We start from the raw sequence: 23,908 nt of genomic DNA, 5'->3' as shown, positions 1-23,908 counted from the left end.
GATTCCTAAGAGTTATTCCAAAGCAAAAAAAATAGCACAGGACGCTTAGCAACTAAACTTCCTGTGCTATATCTAAACAAATTCAAAGCTTGGACTCAGCTCGACCAACAGAAGTCAAAAACGTTTACTAAGCCAAGAGGTAACTTGAATAAGTATTCTTAGAAACGGTAGCTCATACCTACAGAGAACACATTGATGTCTGCATCAACCGTTACTTTTTCATTGCCAAATTTCGCAATGTCTAGCTCAGGCATCATGTATTCCCATTCAACTTGTAGAGCAAAGTTTTCAGTAATAGCGAACTCTGCGCCTAAACCGTACATGCCTGTTACAGTGCTGTCAGAAATGGTGGTATGGCCTGCGCTACCGTCAATCACAGAGTTGCTAATTTTGAATTCAGCATTGAAGTAAGAAAGACCAGCTTTAGCAAAAAGGTTGAAACGATCGCCAATCGGTAGAGTCGCTTTTGGCTGAATCGATAGATACTTCATGTCACCAACAGTAACAACTTTGCCGTCTAAAGCATCGTAGCCACCAATGGCTGCTTCTAGAGAAATGTATTCGTTGAATTTGTAACCACCGAATACTTTGCCTGAAAGGCTTGAGTCATCTTCAAGTTTAAGTTTAGTGCTAGCGTTAGTACCACCACCATTGATAGAGCCATTAACATCACCAAACGATGCTTGACCTACAGATGCACCAACGTAAGGAGCTGCGTTTGCAACAGAACATGTTGCTAGAAGGGCTGTCATTAGCCATGTTTTTTTAAACATTGTATTTCACTGCCTGTTAATTATTGAGGTTGTGTTTTGCCCATCCTTAAGCATGCCATGCTGTCCATTTCACTTGGTTTCAAAACCAAGTGGATGTTAATGAATAAAAACTCAATAAAACATGAAATATTTAGACACAACTTTGCCACTTTCTTTCTTAATTTTGACAATTTAGTCATTTCACAAGCATTGCTGCTTCAACCAGTTAGTGAGCTTGATGATTTCCGCTTGCTTGGCTCGACTCTTTTTATGAATAAAATAAAAGCTGTCTCCGGTTTCCAATCCATGAGAAGGGATGTACACCAAATCGTGCGCTTTATCTCTTTCATTGAGCATAAAATCATTCGCAAATGCGATGCCTTGGTCATAACGCGCCGCCTCTATTGCCAACAACATATGACTAAAATGTTGAACATCGACATCTTTCGGCAAGGTGTAACCGCCCGCTCTGCACCACTCAGCCCAGTCTTTTCCTCTCTCACGATAAATTGAGTCTGTCGACAAAATAGGGTATCGCCAAAGCGCTTCTGGAATCGGTTGATCTTGCAACTCTTTCCAAATTTTATGGCTGCAGACCGGATACAGCGTCTCCGCGTATAACTTTACCGACATGTAGTTTCGCTTTGGCTTTTCTACCGTGATGAAACAATCGCCAACGCTGTCTGTCTGTTCAGGATCACCAACGACCATATTGAGTGTCAGATCGATTTCTGGATGTAAGCGCTTAAAATCAGACAAACGCGGAATAAGCCACTTTACGGCAAGCGAGCTATAAATCGCCAACCGTATGCTGCCTTTGTCCCCTTCTCGCACCTTTTGGCTGGCCATCGCAATTGAGCTAATTGCTGGGCTAATATCCTCTAAATAGCGGGTGCCCGTATCGGACAAAGAGAGCTTTCTGCCTTGACGGATAAATAATGATTCACCCAAATAATCTTCTAATAATCGTATCTGGTGGCTAACGGCACTTTGCGTCACATTGAGTTCTTCAGCAGCAAGCGAAAAGCTAGAGTTTCTGGCAACAGATTCAAAACAGTGAACAGCTCTGAGTGGTGGCAATTTCATTATCTAAAAATCTCATACTTAAACTAATAAATATCACTTCACTTCATCCTATGACATCACCTACTCTTTGGCAAAGAAAGAGGAGAGGAAAAAGTGAAAGTTACATCGGTCGGAGCAGCGATGCTGCTATTAATTGTTGGAAATCTCATTGCGGTGCTTTCGGACTCTTTAATTAAAAGTGTCGGAAATGAAGTGCCTATTTTTCAATTTGTCTTTTTCCGACAAATATCAGCGGTGCTTTTCCTGCTGCCAGTCTACCTGCTAACAAAAAATGCGCCTTTTCTTGAAGGGTTTAAGTGGCATGCTGTTCGCGCTCACGTATGGTTACTTGGTGCAATATTCATGGTTTTGGCGATCTCATCTTTACCGCTCGCAACTGCGAACGCGATCTTTTACGCCGCGCCATTGATCATGTTGCCACTTGCAGCAATCTTTTTTGGAGAACAGTTGTCTAAGCAATCGGTCGCTGCAGCGATAATGGGCTTTGCCGGTGTATTGGTCATCATTCGTCCAGACCAAATCGATTGGGCAGCCATTTCAGCTTTAGTTGTTGCAATTACTTTAGCAATCAATAACTTGCTCATTCGAAAACTGCCAAAAAATCAGTCTGTGATGCAAACGTTATTGATGACAAACTTGGCAGGTATTCCAGTAGCCTTCTTGCTTGTTCTGATCGAAGCAGAACCTTGGGACTGGAGTGCTTTCCCTGTTGCTGCTGGCTCAAGTTTGTTCATCATGATTTATGCAGCAACATGTGTCATCGCTTACCGCTCGATCGATAGCAACAAAATTGCTAGCGCTGAATACAGTGGCTTAATTGGTGCCGTGTTTGTGGGATTGATTTGGTTTGGAGAAGTGCCAGATATATTTATGGCAATAGGAACCATTATGATTGTTGTGCCTCTGGTTTGGCTTTCTAAACGAGAGCGTCGCAAGAAAAAGTTGCAAGAGCAACAAGAAGCGCACGTTACTTAAAGTTGTGCTCTAGCCCAAAGACTAAAAAACCGAGCCGTAAGTGCTCGGTTTTTTATGTGGCTCTAATCGTTTTTTACGTAAGCGACTACGTGAGATAAAAACTGCCTTGCAAAGCGATCATTAAACCGGATGCGATATTCATGCTCGGCTTCCGACACTAGACGCCAGCCTTCAGCAAAGTATTCTTTGATATCATCAACCGCCTCTTCTTTATTTTTGATGTGTTTCGCGTTCCACTGATAAGTGCAAGAGACAACGATCAGCCCACCCACCTTGGTGGTTTTTTTTAGAGCATTGATCACGCTAAGTGGCGACTCACATTGATCAATCACATTTAAACATACGACTAAATCAAAGCGAGATTGGAGAGTATCAAGCTCAAAAGGCTGGTTAATTAGCGTCAAATCAACATGAGCACATTTCTGTACGATATCTCTATTCTCTACCTCTAAAGTGTTTAAGGTGTTCACATCGTGAAGGTAAGTAAGCTCGACGCGTTGTTCTTCTATTAATAGTTGCTTCAAGCCATCCATTAACCTATTTGAAGGCTCCACAAGCGTCGCTTCTCTAAGGTTAGGTAAGCGTTGCACTAACTCATAATAATTTCTTCCCAGCGCCGCCCCAACCTCAAGTAGGGAATACGGCTGAACGCTGCTTTCGATTACCGCCTGCGCAATAAAATCAGCAACTTGGGAGCAGTGAGGTGATGACAAAAAAGAAAGTGGGACTTGTTTTGAGCGACTGGTTATCATCTCAATCTGTTGATCCTCAATGAACTTGTCGAACCATTGCGCTTCGAAATAACCAGCCAAACCGTGCTCGGTCAGGTAAAAATCTTCCATGTTTTTTCCGTTCATACTTTTAGAAAAGTGATTGTATCGAACACGGAAATTAACGGGTATTTCTGGCCGCACATTCCAATAGGAAAACAGATGAAAACGCCGCTTGTGTGAAAAAGCCCTTTCATCTCAAAGATAAAAGGGCTTGTTAATCGCTTCGGTTAAGTCGCTAACTATTGTGGTAGAACAACGTTACCATCTTGAATTGGGAACGTTTTTGTCGCTGGCTTGCTCGCCAAACGAACCGTCTTTGGTGCACCTGAAACTTCGTAAGTGACGTCGTAACCCACTACTTTATCAGATGTCGTATATTCTGTATGACACTGTTTTTTCGTCGTTGTTACTACATCACCTTTTTGCACATTCTCCTGGATCTTACGACCTGTCAGTGCACCAGCAATCGTACCAGCTGCAGTTGCAATCACTTTACCTGAGCCACCACCGATTTGGTTGCCCAGCGCTGCTCCAGCTGCTGCGCCACCAACCGTACCAATAATTTTATTGTCATCCGCAGGGGCAACTTGCTCGGTTACTACCACGTCTTTACATACTTGGTGCGGCTTTTTCACCGTTTCAGTCACCGCTTCAACCAAAGTAATGTTTGCTTGAGTTGGAGCTGGTGGCGTTTTGTCTTTACAGCCTGCTAGTACAGCAACAACTGCCGTTGCAATTGCGATAGATTTCATATTCATGATTTACATCCCAGTATGGTTTGCTTTGATGAGCGTTATGGTAAATCGCAAAAGGGAAATCACATCAGACGAAAACAAACCCTCTGTTATTAACAAGTAAAGAAACACTGTTTTATAAGAGGTACGTCAAGAAACACTCAGCAGAATGTCAACAGAGCTAAAACTGTATCACTACTGATTATGATTGGGCTGGACTAGTCTATGAGATTTATTTTTAAGCCAAGCTCAAAAATAGTTCGTCATCCGTTAAATACTTATGACGGTGGCTTAGATTACGCACGTGCATAAACATAAAATCAGGGAAACCAGGCGCTATAATGTTATTTGGTTCCCAGCATACACCGCCAACAAACACATATCGCCCCTGCTTGTCATCTTCGTGAAGGGGGTTATTAAGAGGAGAAGAAAACTCTGCTCGGCAACCTTCAACCACACAAACAATTTGTCCTTTAAAAAGGCCAATCACGCGCTTTACAAGATTTGCCTTGATACCACACTTCCATGCTTGGCGAGTGGCCATCTCATAGCCATATTTTCGGATCGCTTTCTTTTGCAAATGTACTACTAGGTTCATTTTGACTCCTGATTCAAGCAACTACGTGAAGCCCAAAGTCATAAAAGCAGATAGACGTCTATACCCGAGTGAGCTCATGGTACGTGGGAATAAACTACGTGATTAGACTGAGTTTAGTGTCGGATGAGATACACCGTCCACGATGCTGTAACGTATCGATTTACACCAATCAAAGGCAGATAACACATCAACTTTTGAGTGCTTTCCTGCGCTGTATCTGGTTACTTCTGTATATTACTATAACGAAATCACCCTCCACGTTTACCTATATAAATTTGTCGTAACGATAGAGGGTGCTTATCATGGAGAGAGGATAACGCCTACGCGTCGATGAGATAATTTTGACCTTCAGTTTCTAAACGATCGATCATTTTACGACACTCATTTAAATCAAGAGGTTGTTCAAAGCGGCGCTTGAGATTCATCAAAAAGAAGATATCTTCACACATGGCTTTCTCAGGTTCGTCACTGATTTTGGCGACCGGTGAACCATTGCACGTGACCATTTTTATCACGATAGAAAGTGGCTGGTAGGCTTCACCATCTTTATTGACATAATCACCCATATCATTGGCAAGAAAAGTACCGATACCAAAACTCACCTGAATACGTCCTTGGAAATACTCGCAAATATCTAACGCTTGTTCGAAGTTAAGTCCGTCGGTAAACACCAGTGTTTTTGTTAATGGGTCTATATTCAGCGACTGGTAGTGTGCAATCATTTTTTCACCCCAGCTATAAGGGCAACCACTATCGTGACGTACACCGAAGTACGCGTTACTTAGTTCTTCATCAAAGTCTTTAAGGAAAGCATCGATACCAATCGTATCGGTTAACGCAATACCTAGTGCACCATTAAACATTTTTTGCCAACGTTGCAACGCCACTTTTTGCGAATCTCGCACATTCACCAGAGCTTGGTGTCCCATAAACCATTCATGAGCAACCGTGCCGATAGGCGTCAAGTTTAGCTCTTTTGCTAAGTGATAGTTGCTTGTTCCTGTCAAACATTCCGGCACTTCCTGGCACAAATATTCCAGCATAGTGCGCTGAGCTTGAAAGGAAAAACGTCGACGCGTCGACATGTCAGAAAATTTAAAGTTAGTAATGTTACGACGTTTTAGTTCCGACTTTAGGTGTCGAACTTTCTCTTCTAAAACAGTGGTAAATTGCGCAACAGGGATATCTGACCAACGCTGACGGCTACGAACTTCAGACACGATACTCATGATGATCGTTTCGTACAAGATGGTATCTCGCCACAAACCGTTAATGGTAATTCTTAACTGGCTTGAGCCATCAGCCATGGCTTTATTATGGAAAGAGACATCACTTTGTGGGTTGAAACGGAAATGGCGCAGTGCATCAACAAAGTCAGGATTCAGGTAAGGCGCGACACGCTTAATATATTCAATTTCTTCTTGCGTAAATTGAATATCTTGCAGTTTAAGGACTTCGGCTTTTACCTCAGGCAAAAGCTCAGAGAGGTCTTCCTCACTGCGCACGATAAACTTATATGACACCATCGCATCAGGGTAAAGCGCTGTTACAGCGCTCATCATATTGACTTTGTAGACATCGAAATCCAAAGCGCTTTGAATGATGCGGGAAGAAAATAGTTTGGTGGTCATTAGGTGCCCTTCTACATGCCCTTCCTGGGTATATAACTTTTTGTTACTAACTAATTTGCGTAAACAATAAACACCCATCTATAGTTTGTCAACTTTTGTTACTAACCACTCATTTTTATAAGGTTTTTTTGTCTAGAATTCGAGCAAGCATTGTGAATAAGTCAGAGTCATCCGTAAATTTATGCTCAAACCGTATTACGAACACTACCAAAAACGTTTCTAACAACTCGTTACTTACCCATTGATTGACCACTTGTTATGCGCTAGATTATTTACAAATCAATATTAGGACCCAACCATGATCGTATCTGTCGACATTATTCCATTCAGGCTATCTGGCTGTGCCGATAAGGGATTGGAAGTGTTGTTGATTAAACGTTCAAATCCAAATCGGCCATACCATGGAGTCTGGGCACTACCGGGCGGATTTGTCTTTGATAAAGACTTAACCAGTGAAGGCGGACGCCCGGCCGATGAAAACTTTGAAGCGGCGCGTCGCCGAATTTGCCGTGAGAAAATCCATACCTACCCTCGCCATTTTAGCGAAGCGTTTATCGACGGTGATCCAAAACGCGATCCAGAAGACTGGAGCTTAAACATTACGCACTACGCCTTAGTTGATCGTAACAATGTAGAGCAAATAAATAATGCAGGTGTACCGGAATGCCAACTTAAATGGTTTTCGCTACAGGCTATTCTCAATGGAGAAGAGACTCTCGCATTTGATCATCAAAAAACCATTGAAAAAGCGTGGCAAAAGCTTCGTGCATCCATTGAATACACATCGGTTCTTTTGTTTGCATTAGACAAAGAGTTTTTGGTTGCGGACATCATTTCTGCTTATCAAGAGTTTGGTATTGATATCAGCCGAATGACGATTAAGCGCCGCTTGATAGATTCAGGCGTACTAAAACCCACTAATAAAGTCGCTTCAACCAACAAAGGCAAAGGTGGAAAACCCGCAATGGTATATACGCTGACTAGCGACGAAGTAACCTTTTTTCAAAACTGTTTGCGTGGATAAACGCAGACAATCAGACAGACAAGGAGTCTGCCATGACTGTTCGAGTAAACTATCAAACTACAGCAGTGATCGACGTTGATCCAGAGAAAGGCTTTAGTGAGTTATGTCCAGATGAACTGCCCGTTGCAGGTGCGTTGGAAATCGTACCGGAACTTTTGAACAATCATGCCAAAGGCCGATTAAAACTGGTCAGTCGTGACTTACACCCACCAAAAGCAAAGTGGGATGCAGAATCGCCATCCAATATGCTTGAGCCCGTTGGTTTACCGAATGTGGATATAAAGTGGAACCGTCACTGTGTGCTTGGCACAACAGGTTCTGAGCTGCTAGATGGCTTACCACCCGTGTTGGACTATGATTTTCAAGTTAATAAAGGTATGGATCCTGACGCACACCCTTACGGTATTTTTTTCCATGATATTGCCGACACCAAAACGACAGGCGCGCATGAATTTCTAAAGTTCAACGGGATTGATACCTTAGTTATCGGTGGCCTTGCCTTAGACTTTTGCGTGAAAAAATCCGTCATGCAAGCGCTGGAACTTGGCTACAATGTGGTAGTTAATCTTGCTTCAACTCGTGCGGTGCTGCCTGATAATGTAGAGAATGTGCTGACAGAGCTCAGAGATAATGGCGCATTATTTGTCGAAAAAGCGGACGACATCATCGTAGAAAAGTTCGCTTAGAAACGATAGTAACCGAGAAGGATTTCACCATGCATCAACATGAAAAATTGAATTACGTTGAATTTGGTTCCACTAATGTCAGTGCGACCAAACAATTTTTTGAGCGTGCTTTTGACTGGAGCTTTACCGATTATGGTCCAGAATATTCTGCATTTTCAGGACAAGGGTTGGATGGCGGATTCTTCAAATCTGAGTTTATAAACCAAACCGCAAATGGTGGCGCACTTTTAGTATTTTATAGCTCAGACATTCAGGCCACTCAGACAAAAGTAGAGCAGCATGGTGGAAAAATTATCCGCCCTATTTTCGAATTCCCCGGCGGCTGTCGATTCCACTTCACTGAACCGAGTGGAAATGAATTCGCAGTATGGTCAGAGAGCCATTAAGTGATCACAAATCAACAACACACCATCAACGTGAGCCCAAGCTAGCCAGATCCGGAACTGGCATTACATTTCTGGTTGACCTCATCCTTGGTTTAATTCACTGTTAGCGCAACAATTAATCGATGAGGCGCTAGACCTCGACCAAGGATGTCAAATGACTGCCGTCAGTTTTTTTCGCTTACTCTGCCTTGCTGCTATTTGGGGTGGCTCGTTTCTGTTTATGCGAGTCGCCGCCAACACATTCGGGCCGGCTTACTTAATCGAATTTCGAGTTACATTTGCCGCCGTCGCTTTGTTATTGATCGCCGTATATTTGAAGAAGAAACTCACGTTAACTGCGCATACTAAACACTTCTTTATTATTGGCTTATTCAATAGCGCAGTTCCATTTTTACTCTTTGCGTACGCAGCCCAGACACTGAATGCATCAACTTTAGCAATATTGAACTCAACCGCCCCAATATGGGGAGCACTAGTTGGCTTTGTTTGGTACCGCAGCCCACTCACAGCGAAATCTGTTCTCGGTATGCTAATAGGCATTGGAGGCGTTGCAGTCTTGGTCGGCTTAGATACTTCAACCATAGGTGAAGAAGCCATGCTCCCTATTGCCGCCAGTTTGATGGCTTCTTTCAGCTATGGCATTGCTACCAACTACACTAAAAATGCGCCACAAGTACCAGCTTTTGACAATGCTCACGGCAGCATGTGGGCGGCGGTTATTTGGGTACTGCCGCTGCTACCATTCTTACCAATGCGTGCAGAACCAAGTCATTTCGAATGGAGCTCTGTTGTCACGCTCGGCGTTGTATGCACAGGGTTCGCTTATTTGCTCTATTTCCGCTTAGTTTCTGATATCGGCCCAGCGTCAGCACTGACTGTCACTTTTCTTGTTCCTGTTTTTGGTATCTTGTGGGGCTACTTGGTGCTAGATGAGCCCGTCGGCTCTAACACCATCATAGGAACAATTCTAGTGCTTAGCGGCACTATGCTAGTCACCGGTTTCTCCCCAACAGCAATGCTCGCGAAGCGAAAACAAAGCGTTGCTTAATCAGCCTAATATAACTTCCACACCTCGCTTTTTGATTTGTTCAAGGTCGCTTTTCGGAGCGGCTTTGTCAGTCAGCAGCACTGATATTTCGTCAGTCTTACCAATTGATGAGGGATAAATTTGCCCAAATTTACTAGAATCCGTTAGAACAATATTGCGCCTTTTTTTCGCAATGATGGTTTCTGCGATCTCAGCACGCATCATGTCGCGGCTAGTAAAGCCAGTGTCTTGATGGAAGCCGTCAATACCCAAGAAGGCTGTGCTGAAATGAATGTTCTCAATACACAACTTAGTCAGCGGTCCGACCAAGCTCTCGCCTTGGTGCTGATACACGCCACCAAGCAAGATAATGTTGGCAGAAGTGTTACGGATGAGATGGGCGATATACGCCGATGGCGTAATGATGGTCACATCGCCGCGCTCAGCCAAAGTCCGAGCCAACAACGCATTGGCACTGCCCCCTTCAATCAGCACTGTCTCATTCGATGCGACCAAATCCGCAGCTTGGTTTGCGAGCGATTGTTTAATATCGAAACGAACTTCCAGGCGGGCATCAATGTCATCACTTTGCAACGCGGTAGCTGCGCCGTGAACGCGCTTTAGGTAGCCCTGTTGCTCCAGAAAGTTCAAATCCTGTCTGATGGTCACGCCCGACACGCCAATGATGTCAGAAAGCTCCGTGACTTGAACGCGTTTACGGTCGTTCACTAATTGCAGAATTTCATTTTGTCTTGGGTTCACAGATTCGCTCCTTATTGATGAGCTTACAGTATACTCACCTGATGTTTCATATGAAAAGAACTTGAAAGTAAAAAGGAAAAAGCACGTGGTCTGATTAGCCAAGCTGCACCTTGCGAATATCGCTCCCATCAACAGATAATAGGGCAACGAAAATGGGATGGAAGAAGAGGGGTTAGCTCCCTACATCCCAACAACGGTAAAGACTAGGATAAAAGTGATGGAAGAAATTTACTTCGCTGGCGGCTGCCTTTGGGGCGTGCAAGAATTTATGCGCCACCTTCCGGGCGTAATCAACACAGAAGCAGGGCGAGCAAATGGCACAACGGATAACACTCAATCCGAATACGATGGCTACGCAGAGTGCGTGAAAACCCAGTTCGACCCTGAGCAAGTTTCGGTTGAAACTTTAATGGGGTATTTGTTTGAGATAATCGACCCTTACAGCGTTAACAAGCAAGGTGAAGACGTAGGTAAGAAGTACCGTACTGGTGTTTATAGCCAAAACGAACAGCATCTCACCATCGCGAAAGCGTTTATCGCAGCGCGACCGGACGCCGACAAGATCGCCGTAGAAGTACTGCCACTTACAAATTATGTGCCAAGTGATGATGAGCACCAAGACAGACTCACAAACTTTCCGAATGATTACTGCCACATCCCATTAGATTTACTACATAAATACAGGGATAACTCGTAACCATTCAGTCAGCATCGCTTTAAAAGGCAAGATGCATATCAGTTTAAATCGATGCCTTCCACTAATGACAATGTCATTTCTGCCGCCGATATTTCCTTACAACCCGACGAGTTTTGTCCGCACCACAACGGTGTGAATTCATCTCGGTTTTGCTTTTCCATAAGCGCTCTTAGTTGAGCCATTTCAATGGAGGCGTATGGGAATTTCGGCGCAAACTCACTGATGTAGCCTAGCTCCGACATCGCGCGATTCACAATGCCTCTCGCTGGTCGGCCCGAGAAAACATTGGTCACAGCGGTATGTTGCGCGCGTTCACTGGCAATGGCATATCGATGTAAAGACGATGTTTTCGCCTCATCACACAACAAATAGGCGCTGCCAACTTGAACGGCACTCGCTCCTAATCTCAACGCGGCTTCCACCCCACTTCTATCAGCGATTCCGCCTGCAGCAATAACAGGCAAATTCACCCGTTTGGCGATTTGTGGTAATAACGCCATCAAACTTAATTGAGTAGTTAAATCATCCGATAAAAACATACCTCGGTGTCCACCAGCCTCCAAGCCTTGGGCGATAATACCGTCAACGCCTTTTGCTTCTAGCCAAAGTGCTTCGTCCACCGTAGTCGCTGACGAAAGGATCTTCCCTCCCCACCCTCTAATTCGAGCTAACAGATCATCGTCTGGCAAACCAAAGTGGAAACTGATCACTGGCGGTGCAAATGGTTCAATCGCATCAGCAATATCATAATTGAAAGGCATCCTTGTCGGAGCGTTTGGCTGAGCCTGAACGGTTGCATCAACCTCGGAAAAATACGGTTGCAGCGTTTTTTGCCACTCTTCGTGCTTGTTGGCGTCATACTCCGGCATTTCATGGCAAAAGAAATTGAGGTTAAACGGTCGGTTAGTTGCCTGCTTGATAAGTTGAAGTTCTTTTACGATGGCGTCTTTGTTCAGCATTCCACAAGGTAACGAGCCAAGCCCGCCAACATTACTGACGGCTATGGTCATTTGGCTGTCTTGCACACCGGCCATTGGCGCTTGAATAATCGGTAACTCTGTTCCCAAAAGTGTATTAAATACCTTGTTTATCATGCTCTTTCCTTGAAAACTTAACCTTTACCTGTGATGGATCTGCGCCATCGTTATCCAGACTAGACTTTCACATGATTAACCGCTTATAAAGTTAAAGTGATGCATTTGTGCGCTATGCACTTTTGATAGAAATGACAAAGGGAGCCTATGGCTCCCTTAATATGCTGAATAACAAGAATCAAAGTGACTATCGTACGACATCTGATTCAAGCTCTAGCTCTGCTACAGACAGCATGGCAAACTCTTCCTCGGCGGTTGCTGCCACCAGTTTGTTGCGGCTGTATAACCCATAATAAACACCACCGATAAGAAACAATCCCATTGTCATGAAAAAGGCTGAGGGATCAAAAGCATAAACACCTGTCATTGCGATCAAAGAAAGCACCAGAGAAATACTCGACGTAATTATCCCACCAGGCGTTTTATATGGACGAGTTAATTCCGGCTGTTTAATTCGCAATAAAATATGGCTCAAGGACATTAATGCGTACGATACAGTCGCACCGACAACAGCCATCGCCAAGATTAAGTCCCCCTCACCCGTAAGTGAAACCAAGAACCCAAAAACGCCCGGAACCAAAAGCGCACGAGAAGGCACTTTTTTGTCACTGGTTAATGACAAAGTTTGCGGTAAATAACCCGCGCGGGAAAGCGCAAACACCAAGCGACTGTAACCATAAATGATTGAAAAGAAAGAAGCGATAAGGCCAGCCAATCCAAGTAAGTTCACGGCCATTGCTACCGTTGAATTGCCCGTAAGCTTTAGGGCGTCAACTAATGGCACCGCGCTATCGCCTATGACCTTTGAGCCAACCGCACCAGCCAAAAGGACGACTACGAGAGTTGCGGTTAGCAATAAAAACAGCATCGCACCAATGATGCCTTTGGGAACATCTTTTGCCGGATTTTTTGCCTCCTCTGCCGCTAAAGGCACACCTTCAACCGCAAGAAACAACCACATTGCAAATGGCAACGCAGCCCATACGCCATACCACCCAAACGGCAAGATTTCTGTTGCCTGAGCCGTCGCCGGAGCAATATCGAATAAGTTATTAACGTCAAAGTGACCAATAAGCACAGCAGCAGTAATGAGAATAGCTAGCACAGCCAAACCGCTGATGACCATCATTACTTTGAGAGCTTCGCCAACCCCTGCCATATGAATAGCGATAAAGACGGCGTAGAAAAGTGCGTAAACAACAGGGCCATCGATACCAACCAATTCATTCACTGCTGAGCCAATAAAAATCACTATCGCAGCAGGCGCGAGCGCATATTCAATCAAAACTGATAAGCCAGTGAAAAAGCCACCTGTCGGCCCCATCGCCTGTCTTGCGAAGCTGTAACCACCACCCGCAGCAGGAATAGCCGCAGACATTTCAGCTAAAGACAATACTAGCGTGAAATACATTACTGCCATCGCGATAGCAGCAATAAGAAAGCCTCCCCATCCTGCTTGAGCGATACCAAAGTTCCAACCGGCGAAGTCACCAGATATAACATACGAGACACCTAAGCCAGCAAGTAAGATCCAACCTGCGGTGCCTCTTTTTAGCTGCCTTTTGGCCAAGTACTCCTGATGTTTAGACATAGTAAATCCTTCTACTTTGATGAAATTAAAAAGTTGTCGCTGTGTTTATCTTCAACACTTGCGCCACTTGGCTCATTGATATCGGAGCGATCTTTCAGATTCACTCCTGACAGTTGGAATTTTCGAGCCTCCTTGAGCAAGTAAAATGCGCGTTCACAGGCATCGTCATAGTTGAGCCCCTGAGGGCGCACATTGGAAATGCAGTTTCTTTGGGAATCTTTAGAGCCTCGTTTAGCCCCCCAAGTGAGATACATACCCATGCTATCCGGAGAAGTTAGACCGGGTCTCTCTCCAATTAAAACCAGCACGGCCTTGGCGTTAAAACATTCACCAACATCATCCCCTACCGCTACTCTTCCTTGCTTTACGATTGTGATAGGTGCGAATTTCCATTGATGTTCATCATCAGCGCTTAAAAGAGAAATCAATCGAGTAACAACAGGCACGGCATGGTTTTGAATTGCGACGGAAGAAAGTCCATCAGCAATAACAATCGCAAGATCAATGTCAGTGTTATGCTCATTTGCTATCAAGTTGAGCGTTTGCCAAGAAGATTCATCGAGTTGCCTTCCTAAATCGGGCCTTTGCAGGTACATAAGCCGATCACTTACTCGGCTGCTCACTACCACTGGAGGCTCTAAGGTATTTTCAAGAATCGAGTAAGAGTCCGACAAACCAGCAACGAGAGACTCAATATTCAAACTGCAATGCACAGCATCCATAGCTTGGGCATGATCCAGCTGAAATGAGAGTAACTCGTTGGTTGGTACACTGTTCCCGCTACGACCCAGAGCGATCCGAGCAGAGGTGAAGTCACGTAACTTGCCCCACGGGTTGTATGTGACAACTTCAGACTCATCTTGTGGGGACTGAGCAATGGTGATTACTTTACCCATGAGAATACCCCTTATTCAGTTGGTTAATTGCTCCCGAAAACGAGCGAGAGATTTGCTCACTTAACCGAACGTCTTGCACGCTCTCGAAAATCTGCATCTCCATTAACCATTGTTCGAACTCTGGTGCTGGCTTCAAACCGAGTACTTTTCTTGCGTAAAGGGCATCGTGAAATGAGGTAGTTTGATAATTGAGCATGATGTCATCAGACCCTGGAATACCCATGATGAACGAGCACTCGGCCACACCTAATAGTGTCAGCAAGTTATCCATGTCATTCTGATCGGCATAGGCATGATTGGTGTAACAGATATCGCAACCCATAGGTAAACCAAGCAACTTCCCACAGAAATGATCTTCAAGCCCAGCACGAATAATTTGCTTGCCATCAAACAGATACTCAGGGCCAATAAACCCAACGACAGTATTAACCAACAAAGGATCGAACTGTTTCGCGACAGCATAAGCGCGGGCTTCACAAGTCTGTTGATCGACCCCATGAAATGCATTCGCAGACAGCGCTGTACCTTGTCCGGTCTCAAAATACATCACATTGTTTCCTACACTGCCTCGATTCAAAGACAACGCGGCTTCATGGGCCTCTTTCAAAATCGACAAGTCGATTCCGAAGGTATCATTCGTCCCTTGCGTGCCGCCTATCGACTGAAAAACGAGATCGACTGGTGCACCCATTTCAATGGCTTCGATCGTGTTCGTGACATGAGTTAACACACAAGACTGAGTCGGTATTTGATAGTGTTGAATCACCTCATCCATTAAGTTCATTAACTTAATAGCTTGAGGTACATTATCTGTTGCCGGATTGATACCGATAACCGCATCGCCATTTCCGTACATCAGACCATCAAAAATGGTCGCTGCGATACCGTTGAGAGAATCAGTGGGATGATTCGGCTGTAAGCGAGTAGACAGGCGACTCGGCAAACCAATCGTATTCCGAAAAGCCGTGACAACTTGGCATTTTTTAGCAACGAGAATCAAATCCTGGTTGCGCATAATCTTACTGACTGCGGCCACCATTTCTGGTGTTAAACCTTGACGAATTTTAGCCAACGTTTCACCATCGGCTTCTTCACTCAGCAGCCAATTTCGAAAATCTCCGACCGTCAAGTGCTCAATCGGCTTAAAGGCTTCAAGGTCATGCGTATCGATAATTAGGCGAGTGATATCGTCGCTTTCGTATGGAATAACCGCCTCGTTAAGAAACGTTTTAAGTGGTAACTCAGACAGCGCCATTTGTGCGACTACACGTTCTGCCGCTGACTGAGCACAAACCCCGGCTAACGCATCGCCTGAGCGCTCCGGTGTCGCTTTCGCCATCAAGTCAGCTAATGACTTAAAGGTATAGACTTTACTTCCTTGTTGCCGACGATAAGTTGCCGTCATTGCTCTTCCTCTTCACTATTTGGTTCGCTTTTTGCTGAACTATCAATAAGCTTTAAGAAAGTATTGCCAAATGTGTTCCGTAGCGTTATCAAAAACTGGCAACATTTATAAACCAATAATAAACAATGAGTTATGTAAATACTGCTCCAACATGACTCACAAAAAAGGAATGAGCATCACAAGGATGAGTAACCAAATACCCCAAACTGCACCAATGCTGTGCATCCATCACACTAAGGATGCAAACCAACAAGCTGCGAGTCTGATAAACTGGCAACAGGAATATGACCAACTCAGCGATGGTCGATTTTTAGGTCAAATTCGAGAACGACGATTTCCCAATTTCCATGTGTTTCGTGAAGACAGTAACCGCTCGCTAAGACAGCAATGCAGGGTTGAAGAGGGAGGTATTTGGTTGGGTTTGAGTGCGGAAAATAAGCCGCTACACCTAAATCACAGTCAGTTTAATTCAAGCCAACTTTTGCTTAGGCAAGGTGGCGCTGATTTTGAGTTAATGACACCGGAGCAGTTTTCTATCTATGGAATAGTGCTCGACAAAAACTTCGTTCACATCATAGAAAATCAACTTGAGCTTGGGAGTATCCAAAACAACACATTACACTTAACGGGTTTGACGGAAAAACACATTCAACAACTTAAATACTACTTAGGCACGTTACTTGGTTCCGCCGAGCCAAGATGGTCTGAAACCACACATCAAGCAATCTTAAAAGATATTGTGCTGGAGTTGTTCTCACTCAGTTCACTGCACACGAGCCATCCGATATCAAGCTCTCATCGTCAACACGTGATGCACCGTATAAAACAACAGCTACAGGATCTAGACTACCGTACACCGATAACCGTCAGTGAACTGTGTGACGCAGTACACGTCAGTCGTCGCACACTACAGTACACCTTTGAACATTGCTGTAATACTTCCCCAAAGCAGTTCATACATCGAATGCGCCTGAATCAAGTACGTAGAGTGCTACAAAGCCCTGAAGATAATCGAACAATTGCAGAAATTGCTTTTGACTTTGGTTTTTTCCATCTCGGGCAGTTCAGTCAAAGCTACAAGCGGCTATTTGGTGAGACGCCAACTGAAACGAGAAAATGGGAGTCCAGCAAATAAAATGACAGGCAGTATATTCTTTCAGATCCTGCGTTGGGGCCATGTTATGCAGTCGCAATGATTTGCTGAAACTTAGCATGAAACTCTTCAAGTGCCGCTTCAACATCCGGTTCTGCACGGCTCAAGTGCGAGATTAACGTCATAAAATAGCAGTCAAAAATCAGCGGTATTTTTCCCTCAAGGACGGAGCTTCCGTTTACAGATTGAAACAAAGCTTGGTTAAACGACTGATAATAATCCAAATCCCAAATCACTTCTTTCAACAAAGCTCGGCTCAGCTCAACGTTCGCAAAATAGTAGCGATAGTATTTCTCCGTCAGCGCCAAACCAATGTCGATATCGGTTTTACCTTCCACACTGACTAGCGTTTCTTGGCTGATCTGTTGCAGTTGCGCCAGCATCCCTTCGCGCAAAATCGACAGTTTAGTCGGGAAATGGCTAAACACTGTACCATCGGCTACTCCTGCTTCTCTCGCTATCTGCCTTGTGGTCGTCATGTCATAGCCATTTTGAGCAAAAGATGCCCATGCGGCTTTTAGAATTTTATCTCTGGTTTGTTGTCGCTTCGTCATTGATGTGTCTGCTTAATGAGCCTGAAAGGATCATACCTTGCGTGGTTGAGATTGACAAATTGAGCGCGCTCATTTATAAAATTGAGCATGCTCATTTTATATAAAAACAAAAGGAATCGCTCATGTACGTATTAAACAAACTAGGCCAAGGATTGATTTTCTTCCCGACCATCTTCTGCTTTTCGTATATTTTAAGACCGATATTAATGGTCATCCTTATTCCAGGAGGACTCGCACTTTTGGCGTTAATCGGTGGCGCAGAAGTCAGAGCGGAACTCAAAGCCATGCTGCTTGAGGAGTTTTTTGGCGTTAGCCCATCGCACACCACCTCGAAAAAGGCGTGAGTGCGCTACAAACGTTGGCAAGGCTAAGTAAAAAAGAAAACGCGCAGATATCGAGATCTCAATACCTGCGCGTAGATGCGGTGAAAATAAGACTGGCTTTAGTCAGTATTCATGTTCTGGCCAATTCGCCATAAAACGCCACTAGGGTCAAACAAACAACATTCGCGCATGCCCCAAGGTTGCTCGACTAGCTCTGTCAAACGCGAACCAAATTCCTCATGACCCACTTTGGATAAGTGCTGATGCCAACTTTCTGCGTCTTCTACGAGCAAGTGCATCATGAAGTTATTGCCGTGTTCTGGCTCATAAAAATTCTGTAAAAGAAACGCGCAGCTACCTTGAGAGAAGTATGCTACATCACCGAAGTCCGACGCCATTTCAAAGCCAATCGCCTCATAAAAGCGTTTTGATAGCGCGTAATCTTTCGCCGGAACAAATGATTTGATTTCAACAATATTGAGGTTTTCCATTTCCAATTTCCTAAGCCTTTTTCCATAAAACTGACTGACGTAATCTCGCTCTATGCCTTCTATTCGCCTTGCGTGATCTGCTGTGATGACAGTGGCACACACTCTGCCATTTGCGTTTGTAACCACGTGATAAATTTATGTTCGAGTTCTGTACGCTTTTTATCTTGACTCAATAAAACGTAATTGCAACTTGATGGAGAAAACCCAAATGGTGCGACCAAATTACCACGCTTAATATCGTCCATGACAAAAGGATCCATTGCGACGCCTAAGCCATCCACTGCGGCTTGTATGCAAAAATAAAAATGCGCGAATGATTGCTGAGTGTTGCCGTTGAAAGTTTCACAACGTGTTGATTGCTGCCAATCCGCCCAAGCATTCGGTCTGGTTTGGCTATTCAACAATCGAGCTGCTTTCAAATTGTCTTTAATGGATTGCCAATACTCAGGAGAAAATACCGGCCCCACCCACTCTTCCACAAGAATGGTTTTGTCGTAATCGTGATGCTGCGCAAAATCGTCTCGACGAATCGCCATCGAAAGCCCAGTTGATCCTAATGTTACCGGGCCACCAGCCGTCGACAAACGAACATCAGCACGGTGTTCATCATTAAACGCGGCCAACCTTGGCATCAACCAGCGCATGGTTAATGTCGGTTCACAAGACACTTCAAGATGCTGATGCTTCTCTTGAATAAGCGTATTCACGCCTGTTTCTAGCGTTTGGAATGCCGTTTCTGTGTATGTCTTGAGTAATTCGCCTTCTGCCGTCAACACGACTTTCCTGCCCTCTTTGAAGAACAAAGGTTGAGACAGATATTGCTCAAGTTGCTTGATCTGCTTACTCACGGCTCCGTGGGTAATGTTCAGTTTGTCAGCCGCTTCAGTGTAGCTTGAAGAACTCGCCGCAACGTGGAAGACATAAAAAGATTTCAGGTGACGCATCTGTGAGTTTTTCTCACCAATATGGGAATGTTTTTCGATTATAGTCAGTAATAAAGACGCCTACAATTCCGCTACATCCCAGACTTCATCATTCAAACAGGAAATCGATATGGAATTTGTAACTCTTGCGTTATTAGGTGTGCTTATTGTCATTAGCCCTGGCGCAGACTTTGTTTTGGTATTAAGAAATAGCTTAAATCAAGGACGAAAAGCAGGCGTATACAGTGCGATTGGTATCAGCATGGCGATCAGCATCCACATCGCTTACTCCATGCTGGGGATCAGTTACTTAATTTCACAAAATGAATGGTTGTTTAATCTCGTGCGCTATCTTGGGGCCGCTTATCTTGTCTACCTTGGGATTAAAGGAATATTCTCCTCGCAGCCTGCGTCAAACTCAGAAACCATTCAACAGAGCGAGTATTCAATGTGGCGATTTTTCATGCAGGGATTTCTGTGTAATTTACTCAATCCCAAGACGATGCTGTTTTTTCTGAGTATTTTTAGCCAAGTGATTTCTCCCGACTCTAGTCAGCAACACATCGCCTTGTTTTACGGGATTTATATGATTGCGCTGCATGGTATTTGGTTTTCTATCGTTGCTGTTTTATTCACGTCATCCCAGCTACAAGCTTTCTTGTTGAAGATTAAGCATCGACTCAATCAAGCATGTGGGGCGGGATTAATCATTTTCGGCGCAATGCTGGGCTTAAAGGTGTAGTGCGCTTGCGGTCCGATCCCCAGTTCAAATTGATCATTGAACAAGTGGCAGTAATCAAATAAAAATCTACATTATCAATACTTTAAATTAGAAAAAAACAGCCAACGTGCGCTGGCTGTTTCGATACAGTTAATGGATGACCCGAGCGTCCCCTTTAAATAACTGAGACAGATCGATAGTGAATATCGTCACTGTCGGACGTTTAGGCAGAGCATTTTCGATCGAAAACTCTGGCCCAGCTGGAACGAGGGGGAAGTGAATAGCAGTCGGCCACGTTGACGAAGCTTCATTACCGCCCGGCTCAGATATTGAGAAAGAAAACGCAGGTAAACGGGTCATAACACTTACCTCAAATGACTGATTAGCGGGCTCAAGCGAGCCCGCTTAGGTTTTGCAATGTTATTGTTATTTTAACGCTTACTTAATCACTAACGGTTGATGACGTTAGATATCAAGTTCTTTGTCTTCAACGTGGTTGGTGATCATCGCTTCAGTGGTGATCATCAAGCCAGCAACAGACGCTGCGAATTGAAGCGCTGAACGTGTTACTTTCGCAGGGTCCAAGATGCCCATTTCGATCATGTTGCCGTATTCACCTGTTGCAGCGTTGTAACCGTAATCGGCATCACCCGCTTTAACAGCGTTCGCCACAACAGAAGCTTCGTCACCTGCGTTAGTTGCGATTTGACGAAGAGGCTCTTCCATTGCACGTAGCGCAACTCGGATACCCACGTTTTGGTCATCATTGTCGCCTTTTAGATCCGCCAATTCTTTCGCGATCTTAGTTAGGGCAACACCACCACCAGCAACAATACCTTCTTCAACCGCTGCGCGAGTAGCGTGTAGCGCATCGTCCACGCGGTCTTTCTTCTCTTTCATCTCAACTTCGGTTGCAGCGCCGATCTTGATCACCGCTACGCCGCCAGAAAGCTTCGCAACACGTTGTTGAAGCTTGTCTTTATCGTATTGAGAGGTGGTTGTTTCGATTTGTTTTTCAATCGAAGCCACACGATCAGCAATCGCGCTTGCTTCTGCTGCGCCACCCACAATGGTTGTTGTGTCTTTGGTGATGGTCACTTTCTTCGCACTACCTAGTTGCTCTAACGTTGCTTTTTCGAGCTCTAGGCCGATTTCTTCAGAGATGACCGTACCAGCAGTTAGTACCGCAATGTCTTCCATCATCGCTTTACGGTTGTCACCAAAGCCAGGCGCTTTCACCGCGGTCGCACGCACGATGCCGCGCATGTTGTTCACAACCAATGTCGCTAGCGCTTCACCTTCGATGTCTTCAGCAATGATCAATAGCGAGCGAGAAGATTTCGCCACTTCTTCTAGTACAGGCAATAGCTCGCGGATGCTGCTGACTTTTTTGTCCACCAATAGGATGTAAGGGTTGTCTAGCTCGACGCTGCCATTTTCTTGGTTAGTGATGAAGTATGGCGACAAGTAACCGCGGTCAAATTGCATACCTTCAACCACAGACAATTCGTTGTCTAGACCTTGGCCTTCTTCCACCGTAATCACGCCATTGCGACCCACTTTTTCCATCGCTTCTGCAATGATTTCACCGATCGCGCGATCGCTGTTTGCAGAAATGCTACCCACTTGGATGATGGATTCTTTGTCGCTGCATGGCTTAGACATTTCACGTAGTTTCTCAACCGCCGCTTCAGTGGCTTTGTCGATACCACGTTTTAGGTCCATTGGGTTCATGCCAGAGGCTACCGCTTTAAGACCTTCATTGATGAAAGATTGCGCCAGTACGGTAGCCGTCGTTGTACCGTCCCCCGCTTCATCATTCGCTTTGGACGCCACTTGTTTCACCATTTGTGCGCCCATGTTTTCGAACTTATCTTTCAGTTCGATTTCTTTCGCTACAGACACGCCATCTTTGGTGATGGTTGGCGCGCCGTAAGATTTATCAAGCACAACGTTGCGGCCTTTCGGGCCTAGTGTCACTTTTACTGCGTCCGCCAGTAAGTTCACACCTTTCAGCATTTTTTGACGTGCGTCATTAGCAAATAATACGTCTTTTGCAGCCATGGTTATCTCCTCAAAAAACTACTACAAAAATAATTACTCAACGATTGCTAACACATCAGATTCGGACAGAATTAAGTATTCTGCGCCGTCAATTTTCTCGGTTTTCACGCCGTAACCGTCATTGAAAATGATTTGGTCGCCCACTTTGACTTCCATCGCAGCGCGTTCGCCATTTTCAAGACGTTTACCTAAACCAACAGCAATGACTTTCCCGCGGTTTGATTTTTTCACCGACTGAGAAGTTAAAACGATTCCCCCTTCAGATTTATTTTCCACCTCTTGTCTTTCAACAATTAGCTTGTCATTTAAAGGACGAATTTTCATTTTTAAGTGCCTCCTACTTGGAACCAAAAATAAAAGACAAAATAAACATCAAGATGGATTTGCGAGTCGACAGCTCGCTTTCGATGAAAATAATAAGGTCGAAAAATGAGAGTTCAAGAGGTGAATTTGATAAAAATTTTTTATTAAATTAAATAAAATTTTCTATCGAATTATCGCATTCACAACCACTTAGCATCTCTTTATGATGGAAAATGTGCTCAATCAAATCTAGAGTGGTTACGTACTCTTAAAAAGGATAATCAAACAATGAAAAAGGCCGTATCTCTATTTCTTGCAACGTTATGCGTTGGCTTCCTCTCACCCAACGTGTCAGCTTCTGAACGCGCTGAACAAGGTTGGCAATTGATTGACGAGGGCGCGATGATTGTCGATGTGCGCACGCCGCAAGAGTTTTCTGAAGGGCATTTGGATAATGCCGTCAACTTCCCTTTATCTGAACTTGATAAACATTTTCAAGACGTCGATAAAGATCAAGCTATCGTGTTGTACTGTCGCAGTGGTAACCGCTCTGGCAAAGCGTATCAATACTTACAATCGCAAGGCTTTACGAATCTGCACAATGCAGGTGGCTTTGAAGAACTACAAGACGCCAAATAGTCGTCTCCGTTCTAATATACAAAGTAAAAGCACAGAGCGCGTCGCAAGCGTATTGTAACGCGCTCTGTTTCTAAATACTTATCTACAACAACTCTACTATCTGGGCCCTGCATCAAATTGAGTCAGGTTATCCGATATCTCGATCCATGGCGCTTTCGATGCGACAAAAATATGGAAATCAGGCTTGTGAGAAGGTGTGTCATCCAAGATACCAAGGCGAATATTGACGATCCCATTGTTCTTTTTCGAATACAGGCTCGATCCGCAGTGGCGACAAAAGCATAGCATGGTATTTTCGCTTTTCTGATAAGTTTGAATATCTTCTTTCCCTTGGATAATAAGCAGTTTATCCAACGCAATACCACCGGCAGATGAATAGTCAGAACCTGTGAACTTGCGGCATTCAGAGCAATGGCAATTTCCCATGTACTTAAATTCATCTGCCACTTCCAACTTTACCTTGCCGCACAGACATGAGCCTTTTAGTACTTCCATTTGAATTCCTTTTTGTTATGAATCTAATTGAATTAGATGGCTATCTCGACACCATGCCATTGCAATACGAAAAATTAAAGACAGGCAATACAGGTTTTCAAAAATGAAACGAAAATGTAAAACTT

The 23,908-nt window shown here is 44.4% G+C and carries 28 protein-coding genes; 10 read left to right on the top strand and 18 right to left on the bottom strand.

Going from position 1 to position 23,908, the window contains the following annotated elements:
* Positions 1 to 158 precede the first annotated feature (158 nt).
* Both R7M72_RS13150 and R7M72_RS13145 read right to left on the bottom strand, forming a co-directional pair.
* Positions 159 to 773 (bottom strand): outer membrane beta-barrel protein, encoded by a 615-nt coding sequence (locus R7M72_RS13150; protein ID WP_005373936.1) that lies wholly within the window; start codon positions 771 to 773, stop codon positions 159 to 161.
* A gap of 180 nt (positions 774 to 953) precedes the next feature.
* Entirely contained in the window at positions 954 to 1,838 is an 885-nt protein-coding gene (locus R7M72_RS13145; RefSeq protein WP_005387224.1) for a LysR family transcriptional regulator, read from the bottom strand.
* 93 nt (positions 1,839 to 1,931) lie between these two features.
* On the opposite strand from R7M72_RS13145, the gene R7M72_RS13140 reads away from it, so the two are divergent.
* A complete protein-coding gene (locus R7M72_RS13140) occupies positions 1,932 to 2,813 on the top strand; it encodes a DMT family transporter (protein ID WP_005373940.1) in 882 nt (293 codons plus the stop codon).
* Positions 2,814 to 2,875: 62 nt separating this feature from the next.
* Here R7M72_RS13140 and R7M72_RS13135 read toward each other — a convergent pair whose 3' ends face one another.
* The 4 genes from R7M72_RS13135 to pncB form a co-directional block, all read right to left on the bottom strand.
* Entirely contained in the window at positions 2,876 to 3,655 is a 780-nt protein-coding gene (locus R7M72_RS13135) for a methyltransferase domain-containing protein (protein ID WP_017819786.1), read from the bottom strand.
* A gap of 170 nt (positions 3,656 to 3,825) precedes the next feature.
* Positions 3,826 to 4,344: a glycine zipper 2TM domain-containing protein gene (locus tag R7M72_RS13130; RefSeq protein WP_054576165.1), complete on the bottom strand. Its 519-nt coding sequence runs from the start codon at positions 4,342 to 4,344 to the stop codon at positions 3,826 to 3,828.
* A 214-nt stretch (positions 4,345 to 4,558) separates the two neighbouring features.
* Positions 4,559 to 4,918 carry a hypothetical protein gene (locus R7M72_RS13125; protein WP_005373947.1) on the bottom strand — a complete coding sequence of 120 codons (360 nt, stop codon included), beginning with the start codon at positions 4,916 to 4,918 and terminating at the stop codon, positions 4,559 to 4,561.
* 320 nt (positions 4,919 to 5,238) lie between these two features.
* Entirely contained in the window at positions 5,239 to 6,549 is a 1,311-nt protein-coding gene (gene pncB / locus R7M72_RS13120) for a nicotinate phosphoribosyltransferase (RefSeq protein WP_042523435.1), read from the bottom strand.
* A 298-nt stretch (positions 6,550 to 6,847) separates the two neighbouring features.
* Between pncB and R7M72_RS13115 the strand changes: the two genes are divergently transcribed.
* From R7M72_RS13115 to R7M72_RS13100, 4 genes are all read left to right on the top strand, one after another.
* On the top strand, positions 6,848 to 7,573 hold the full coding sequence (locus tag R7M72_RS13115; RefSeq protein WP_005373953.1) for an NUDIX domain-containing protein: 726 nt from the start codon (positions 6,848 to 6,850) through the stop codon (positions 7,571 to 7,573).
* 32 nt (positions 7,574 to 7,605) lie between these two features.
* The gene (locus tag R7M72_RS13110; protein WP_053307171.1) at positions 7,606 to 8,259 is read left to right on the top strand and encodes an isochorismatase family protein; all 654 of its coding nucleotides are present in this window, start codon (positions 7,606 to 7,608) and stop codon (positions 8,257 to 8,259) included.
* Positions 8,260 to 8,288: 29 nt separating this feature from the next.
* On the top strand, positions 8,289 to 8,645 hold the full coding sequence (locus R7M72_RS13105; RefSeq protein ID WP_042523322.1) for a VOC family protein: 357 nt from the start codon (positions 8,289 to 8,291) through the stop codon (positions 8,643 to 8,645).
* A 154-nt stretch (positions 8,646 to 8,799) separates the two neighbouring features.
* Positions 8,800 to 9,693, top strand: a complete 894-nt coding sequence (locus tag R7M72_RS13100; RefSeq protein ID WP_064354514.1) for a DMT family transporter — start codon at positions 8,800 to 8,802, stop codon at positions 9,691 to 9,693.
* On the opposite strand, the gene R7M72_RS13095 is transcribed toward R7M72_RS13100, so the two are convergent.
* Positions 9,694 to 10,434: a DNA-binding transcriptional regulator YciT gene (locus tag R7M72_RS13095; RefSeq protein WP_054865466.1), complete on the bottom strand. Its 741-nt coding sequence runs from the start codon at positions 10,432 to 10,434 to the stop codon at positions 9,694 to 9,696.
* Between the two features lie 217 nt (positions 10,435 to 10,651).
* Here R7M72_RS13095 and R7M72_RS13090 point away from each other — a divergent pair, with 217 nt between their 5' ends.
* The gene (locus R7M72_RS13090) at positions 10,652 to 11,131 is read left to right on the top strand and encodes a peptide-methionine (S)-S-oxide reductase (RefSeq protein ID WP_017635126.1); all 480 of its coding nucleotides are present in this window, start codon (positions 10,652 to 10,654) and stop codon (positions 11,129 to 11,131) included.
* 38 nt (positions 11,132 to 11,169) lie between these two features.
* On the opposite strand, the gene R7M72_RS13085 is transcribed toward R7M72_RS13090, so the two are convergent.
* The 4 genes from R7M72_RS13085 to R7M72_RS13070 all read right to left on the bottom strand — a co-directional run bounded on the left by R7M72_RS13085 (position 11,170) and on the right by R7M72_RS13070 (position 16,117).
* Positions 11,170 to 12,225 (bottom strand): NAD(P)H-dependent flavin oxidoreductase, encoded by a 1,056-nt coding sequence (locus R7M72_RS13085; protein WP_170893082.1) that lies wholly within the window; start codon positions 12,223 to 12,225, stop codon positions 11,170 to 11,172.
* 187 nt (positions 12,226 to 12,412) lie between these two features.
* Positions 12,413 to 13,816 carry an ethanolamine permease gene (gene eat / locus R7M72_RS13080; RefSeq protein ID WP_005373969.1) on the bottom strand — a complete coding sequence of 468 codons (1,404 nt, stop codon included), beginning with the start codon at positions 13,814 to 13,816 and terminating at the stop codon, positions 12,413 to 12,415.
* Between the two features lie 11 nt (positions 13,817 to 13,827).
* A complete protein-coding gene (gene eutC / locus R7M72_RS13075) occupies positions 13,828 to 14,712 on the bottom strand; it encodes an ethanolamine ammonia-lyase subunit EutC (protein WP_170893081.1) in 885 nt (294 codons plus the stop codon).
* Positions 14,705 to 16,117 (bottom strand): ethanolamine ammonia-lyase subunit EutB, encoded by a 1,413-nt coding sequence (locus tag R7M72_RS13070; protein ID WP_005388715.1) that lies wholly within the window; start codon positions 16,115 to 16,117, stop codon positions 14,705 to 14,707. Before R7M72_RS13070 ends, eutC begins: the two co-directional genes overlap by 8 nt.
* Before the next feature lie 184 nt (positions 16,118 to 16,301).
* On the opposite strand from R7M72_RS13070, the gene R7M72_RS13065 reads away from it, so the two are divergent.
* Entirely contained in the window at positions 16,302 to 17,252 is a 951-nt protein-coding gene (locus R7M72_RS13065) for a helix-turn-helix domain-containing protein (protein WP_033906296.1), read from the top strand.
* A 44-nt stretch (positions 17,253 to 17,296) separates the two neighbouring features.
* Here R7M72_RS13065 and R7M72_RS13060 read toward each other — a convergent pair whose 3' ends face one another.
* Positions 17,297 to 17,824 carry a TetR/AcrR family transcriptional regulator gene (locus R7M72_RS13060; RefSeq protein WP_033906295.1) on the bottom strand — a complete coding sequence of 176 codons (528 nt, stop codon included), beginning with the start codon at positions 17,822 to 17,824 and terminating at the stop codon, positions 17,297 to 17,299.
* 122 nt (positions 17,825 to 17,946) lie between these two features.
* Between R7M72_RS13060 and R7M72_RS13055 the strand changes: the two genes are divergently transcribed.
* The gene (locus R7M72_RS13055; RefSeq protein WP_017635120.1) at positions 17,947 to 18,168 is read left to right on the top strand and encodes a hypothetical protein; all 222 of its coding nucleotides are present in this window, start codon (positions 17,947 to 17,949) and stop codon (positions 18,166 to 18,168) included.
* A 98-nt stretch (positions 18,169 to 18,266) separates the two neighbouring features.
* Here R7M72_RS13055 and R7M72_RS13050 read toward each other — a convergent pair whose 3' ends face one another.
* Both R7M72_RS13050 and R7M72_RS13045 read right to left on the bottom strand, forming a co-directional pair.
* Positions 18,267 to 18,638: a VOC family protein gene (locus R7M72_RS13050; RefSeq protein WP_005373979.1), complete on the bottom strand. Its 372-nt coding sequence runs from the start codon at positions 18,636 to 18,638 to the stop codon at positions 18,267 to 18,269.
* A gap of 59 nt (positions 18,639 to 18,697) precedes the next feature.
* The gene (locus R7M72_RS13045) at positions 18,698 to 19,582 is read right to left on the bottom strand and encodes a LysR family transcriptional regulator (RefSeq protein WP_318056214.1); all 885 of its coding nucleotides are present in this window, start codon (positions 19,580 to 19,582) and stop codon (positions 18,698 to 18,700) included.
* Between the two features lie 109 nt (positions 19,583 to 19,691).
* On the opposite strand from R7M72_RS13045, the gene R7M72_RS13040 reads away from it, so the two are divergent.
* Positions 19,692 to 20,303, top strand: coding sequence for a LysE family translocator (locus tag R7M72_RS13040; RefSeq protein ID WP_017635118.1), 612 nt, complete (start codon positions 19,692 to 19,694; stop codon positions 20,301 to 20,303).
* A 129-nt stretch (positions 20,304 to 20,432) separates the two neighbouring features.
* Here R7M72_RS13040 and R7M72_RS13035 read toward each other — a convergent pair whose 3' ends face one another.
* The 3 genes from R7M72_RS13035 to R7M72_RS13025 all read right to left on the bottom strand — a co-directional run bounded on the left by R7M72_RS13035 (position 20,433) and on the right by R7M72_RS13025 (position 22,670).
* On the bottom strand, positions 20,433 to 20,642 hold the full coding sequence (locus tag R7M72_RS13035) for a hypothetical protein (RefSeq protein WP_005373984.1): 210 nt from the start codon (positions 20,640 to 20,642) through the stop codon (positions 20,433 to 20,435).
* Positions 20,643 to 20,747: 105 nt separating this feature from the next.
* Positions 20,748 to 22,346, bottom strand: coding sequence for a chaperonin GroEL (groL, locus tag R7M72_RS13030; RefSeq protein WP_213891554.1), 1,599 nt, complete (start codon positions 22,344 to 22,346; stop codon positions 20,748 to 20,750).
* Positions 22,347 to 22,379: 33 nt separating this feature from the next.
* Positions 22,380 to 22,670, bottom strand: a complete 291-nt coding sequence (locus R7M72_RS13025) for a co-chaperone GroES (protein ID WP_005373989.1) — start codon at positions 22,668 to 22,670, stop codon at positions 22,380 to 22,382.
* Positions 22,671 to 22,937: 267 nt separating this feature from the next.
* Here R7M72_RS13025 and R7M72_RS13020 point away from each other — a divergent pair, with 267 nt between their 5' ends.
* On the top strand, positions 22,938 to 23,288 hold the full coding sequence (locus tag R7M72_RS13020) for a rhodanese-like domain-containing protein (protein WP_025768015.1): 351 nt from the start codon (positions 22,938 to 22,940) through the stop codon (positions 23,286 to 23,288).
* Positions 23,289 to 23,384: 96 nt separating this feature from the next.
* Here R7M72_RS13020 and R7M72_RS13015 read toward each other — a convergent pair whose 3' ends face one another.
* Positions 23,385 to 23,783: a GFA family protein gene (locus R7M72_RS13015; RefSeq protein ID WP_005373991.1), complete on the bottom strand. Its 399-nt coding sequence runs from the start codon at positions 23,781 to 23,783 to the stop codon at positions 23,385 to 23,387.
* Positions 23,784 to 23,908 lie beyond the last annotated feature (125 nt).

Source organism: Vibrio sp. YT-18, from assembly GCF_033337345.1.
GTDB lineage: Bacteria > Pseudomonadota > Gammaproteobacteria > Enterobacterales > Vibrionaceae > Vibrio > Vibrio alginolyticus.
Note: the sequence above shows the minus strand (reverse complement) of the source record. Positions and strands in the feature narration are given on the sequence as shown.

What these genes read in the sequence shown, in the direction of transcription:
- R7M72_RS13050 (WP_005373979.1), bottom strand. Translation starts at nt 18,638, where the DNA reads ATGGAAAACCTCAATATTGTTGAAATCAAATCATTTGTTCCGGCGAAA.
- R7M72_RS13090 (WP_017635126.1), top strand. Translation starts at nt 10,652, where the DNA reads ATGGAAGAAATTTACTTCGCTGGCGGCTGCCTTTGGGGCGTGCAAGAA.
- R7M72_RS13125 (WP_005373947.1), bottom strand. Translation starts at nt 4,918, where the DNA reads ATGAACCTAGTAGTACATTTGCAAAAGAAAGCGATCCGAAAATATGGC.
- R7M72_RS13040 (WP_017635118.1), top strand. Translation starts at nt 19,692, where the DNA reads ATGGAATTTGTAACTCTTGCGTTATTAGGTGTGCTTATTGTCATTAGC.
- R7M72_RS13130 (WP_054576165.1), bottom strand. Translation starts at nt 4,344, where the DNA reads ATGAATATGAAATCTATCGCAATTGCAACGGCAGTTGTTGCTGTACTA.
- R7M72_RS13035 (WP_005373984.1), bottom strand. Translation starts at nt 20,642, where the DNA reads ATGACCCGTTTACCTGCGTTTTCTTTCTCAATATCTGAGCCGGGCGGT.
- eat (WP_005373969.1), bottom strand. Translation starts at nt 13,816, where the DNA reads ATGTCTAAACATCAGGAGTACTTGGCCAAAAGGCAGCTAAAAAGAGGC.
- R7M72_RS13105 (WP_042523322.1), top strand. Translation starts at nt 8,289, where the DNA reads ATGCATCAACATGAAAAATTGAATTACGTTGAATTTGGTTCCACTAAT.
- R7M72_RS13025 (WP_005373989.1), bottom strand. Translation starts at nt 22,670, where the DNA reads ATGAAAATTCGTCCTTTAAATGACAAGCTAATTGTTGAAAGACAAGAG.
- R7M72_RS13020 (WP_025768015.1), top strand. Translation starts at nt 22,938, where the DNA reads ATGAAAAAGGCCGTATCTCTATTTCTTGCAACGTTATGCGTTGGCTTC.
- R7M72_RS13135 (WP_017819786.1), bottom strand. Translation starts at nt 3,655, where the DNA reads ATGGAAGATTTTTACCTGACCGAGCACGGTTTGGCTGGTTATTTCGAA.
- R7M72_RS13055 (WP_017635120.1), top strand. Translation starts at nt 17,947, where the DNA reads ATGTACGTATTAAACAAACTAGGCCAAGGATTGATTTTCTTCCCGACC.
- R7M72_RS13110 (WP_053307171.1), top strand. Translation starts at nt 7,606, where the DNA reads ATGACTGTTCGAGTAAACTATCAAACTACAGCAGTGATCGACGTTGAT.
- R7M72_RS13015 (WP_005373991.1), bottom strand. Translation starts at nt 23,783, where the DNA reads ATGGAAGTACTAAAAGGCTCATGTCTGTGCGGCAAGGTAAAGTTGGAA.
- R7M72_RS13070 (WP_005388715.1), bottom strand. Translation starts at nt 16,117, where the DNA reads ATGACGGCAACTTATCGTCGGCAACAAGGAAGTAAAGTCTATACCTTT.
- pncB (WP_042523435.1), bottom strand. Translation starts at nt 6,549, where the DNA reads ATGACCACCAAACTATTTTCTTCCCGCATCATTCAAAGCGCTTTGGAT.
- eutC (WP_170893081.1), bottom strand. Translation starts at nt 14,712, where the DNA reads ATGGGTAAAGTAATCACCATTGCTCAGTCCCCACAAGATGAGTCTGAA.
- R7M72_RS13115 (WP_005373953.1), top strand. Translation starts at nt 6,848, where the DNA reads ATGATCGTATCTGTCGACATTATTCCATTCAGGCTATCTGGCTGTGCC.
- R7M72_RS13065 (WP_033906296.1), top strand. Translation starts at nt 16,302, where the DNA reads ATGAGTAACCAAATACCCCAAACTGCACCAATGCTGTGCATCCATCAC.
- R7M72_RS13085 (WP_170893082.1), bottom strand. Translation starts at nt 12,225, where the DNA reads ATGATAAACAAGGTATTTAATACACTTTTGGGAACAGAGTTACCGATT.
- R7M72_RS13060 (WP_033906295.1), bottom strand. Translation starts at nt 17,824, where the DNA reads ATGACGAAGCGACAACAAACCAGAGATAAAATTCTAAAAGCCGCATGG.
- R7M72_RS13145 (WP_005387224.1), bottom strand. Translation starts at nt 1,838, where the DNA reads ATGAAATTGCCACCACTCAGAGCTGTTCACTGTTTTGAATCTGTTGCC.
- R7M72_RS13045 (WP_318056214.1), bottom strand. Translation starts at nt 19,582, where the DNA reads ATGCGTCACCTGAAATCTTTTTATGTCTTCCACGTTGCGGCGAGTTCT.
- R7M72_RS13100 (WP_064354514.1), top strand. Translation starts at nt 8,800, where the DNA reads ATGACTGCCGTCAGTTTTTTTCGCTTACTCTGCCTTGCTGCTATTTGG.
- groL (WP_213891554.1), bottom strand. Translation starts at nt 22,346, where the DNA reads ATGGCTGCAAAAGACGTATTATTTGCTAATGACGCACGTCAAAAAATG.
- R7M72_RS13150 (WP_005373936.1), bottom strand. Translation starts at nt 773, where the DNA reads ATGTTTAAAAAAACATGGCTAATGACAGCCCTTCTAGCAACATGTTCT.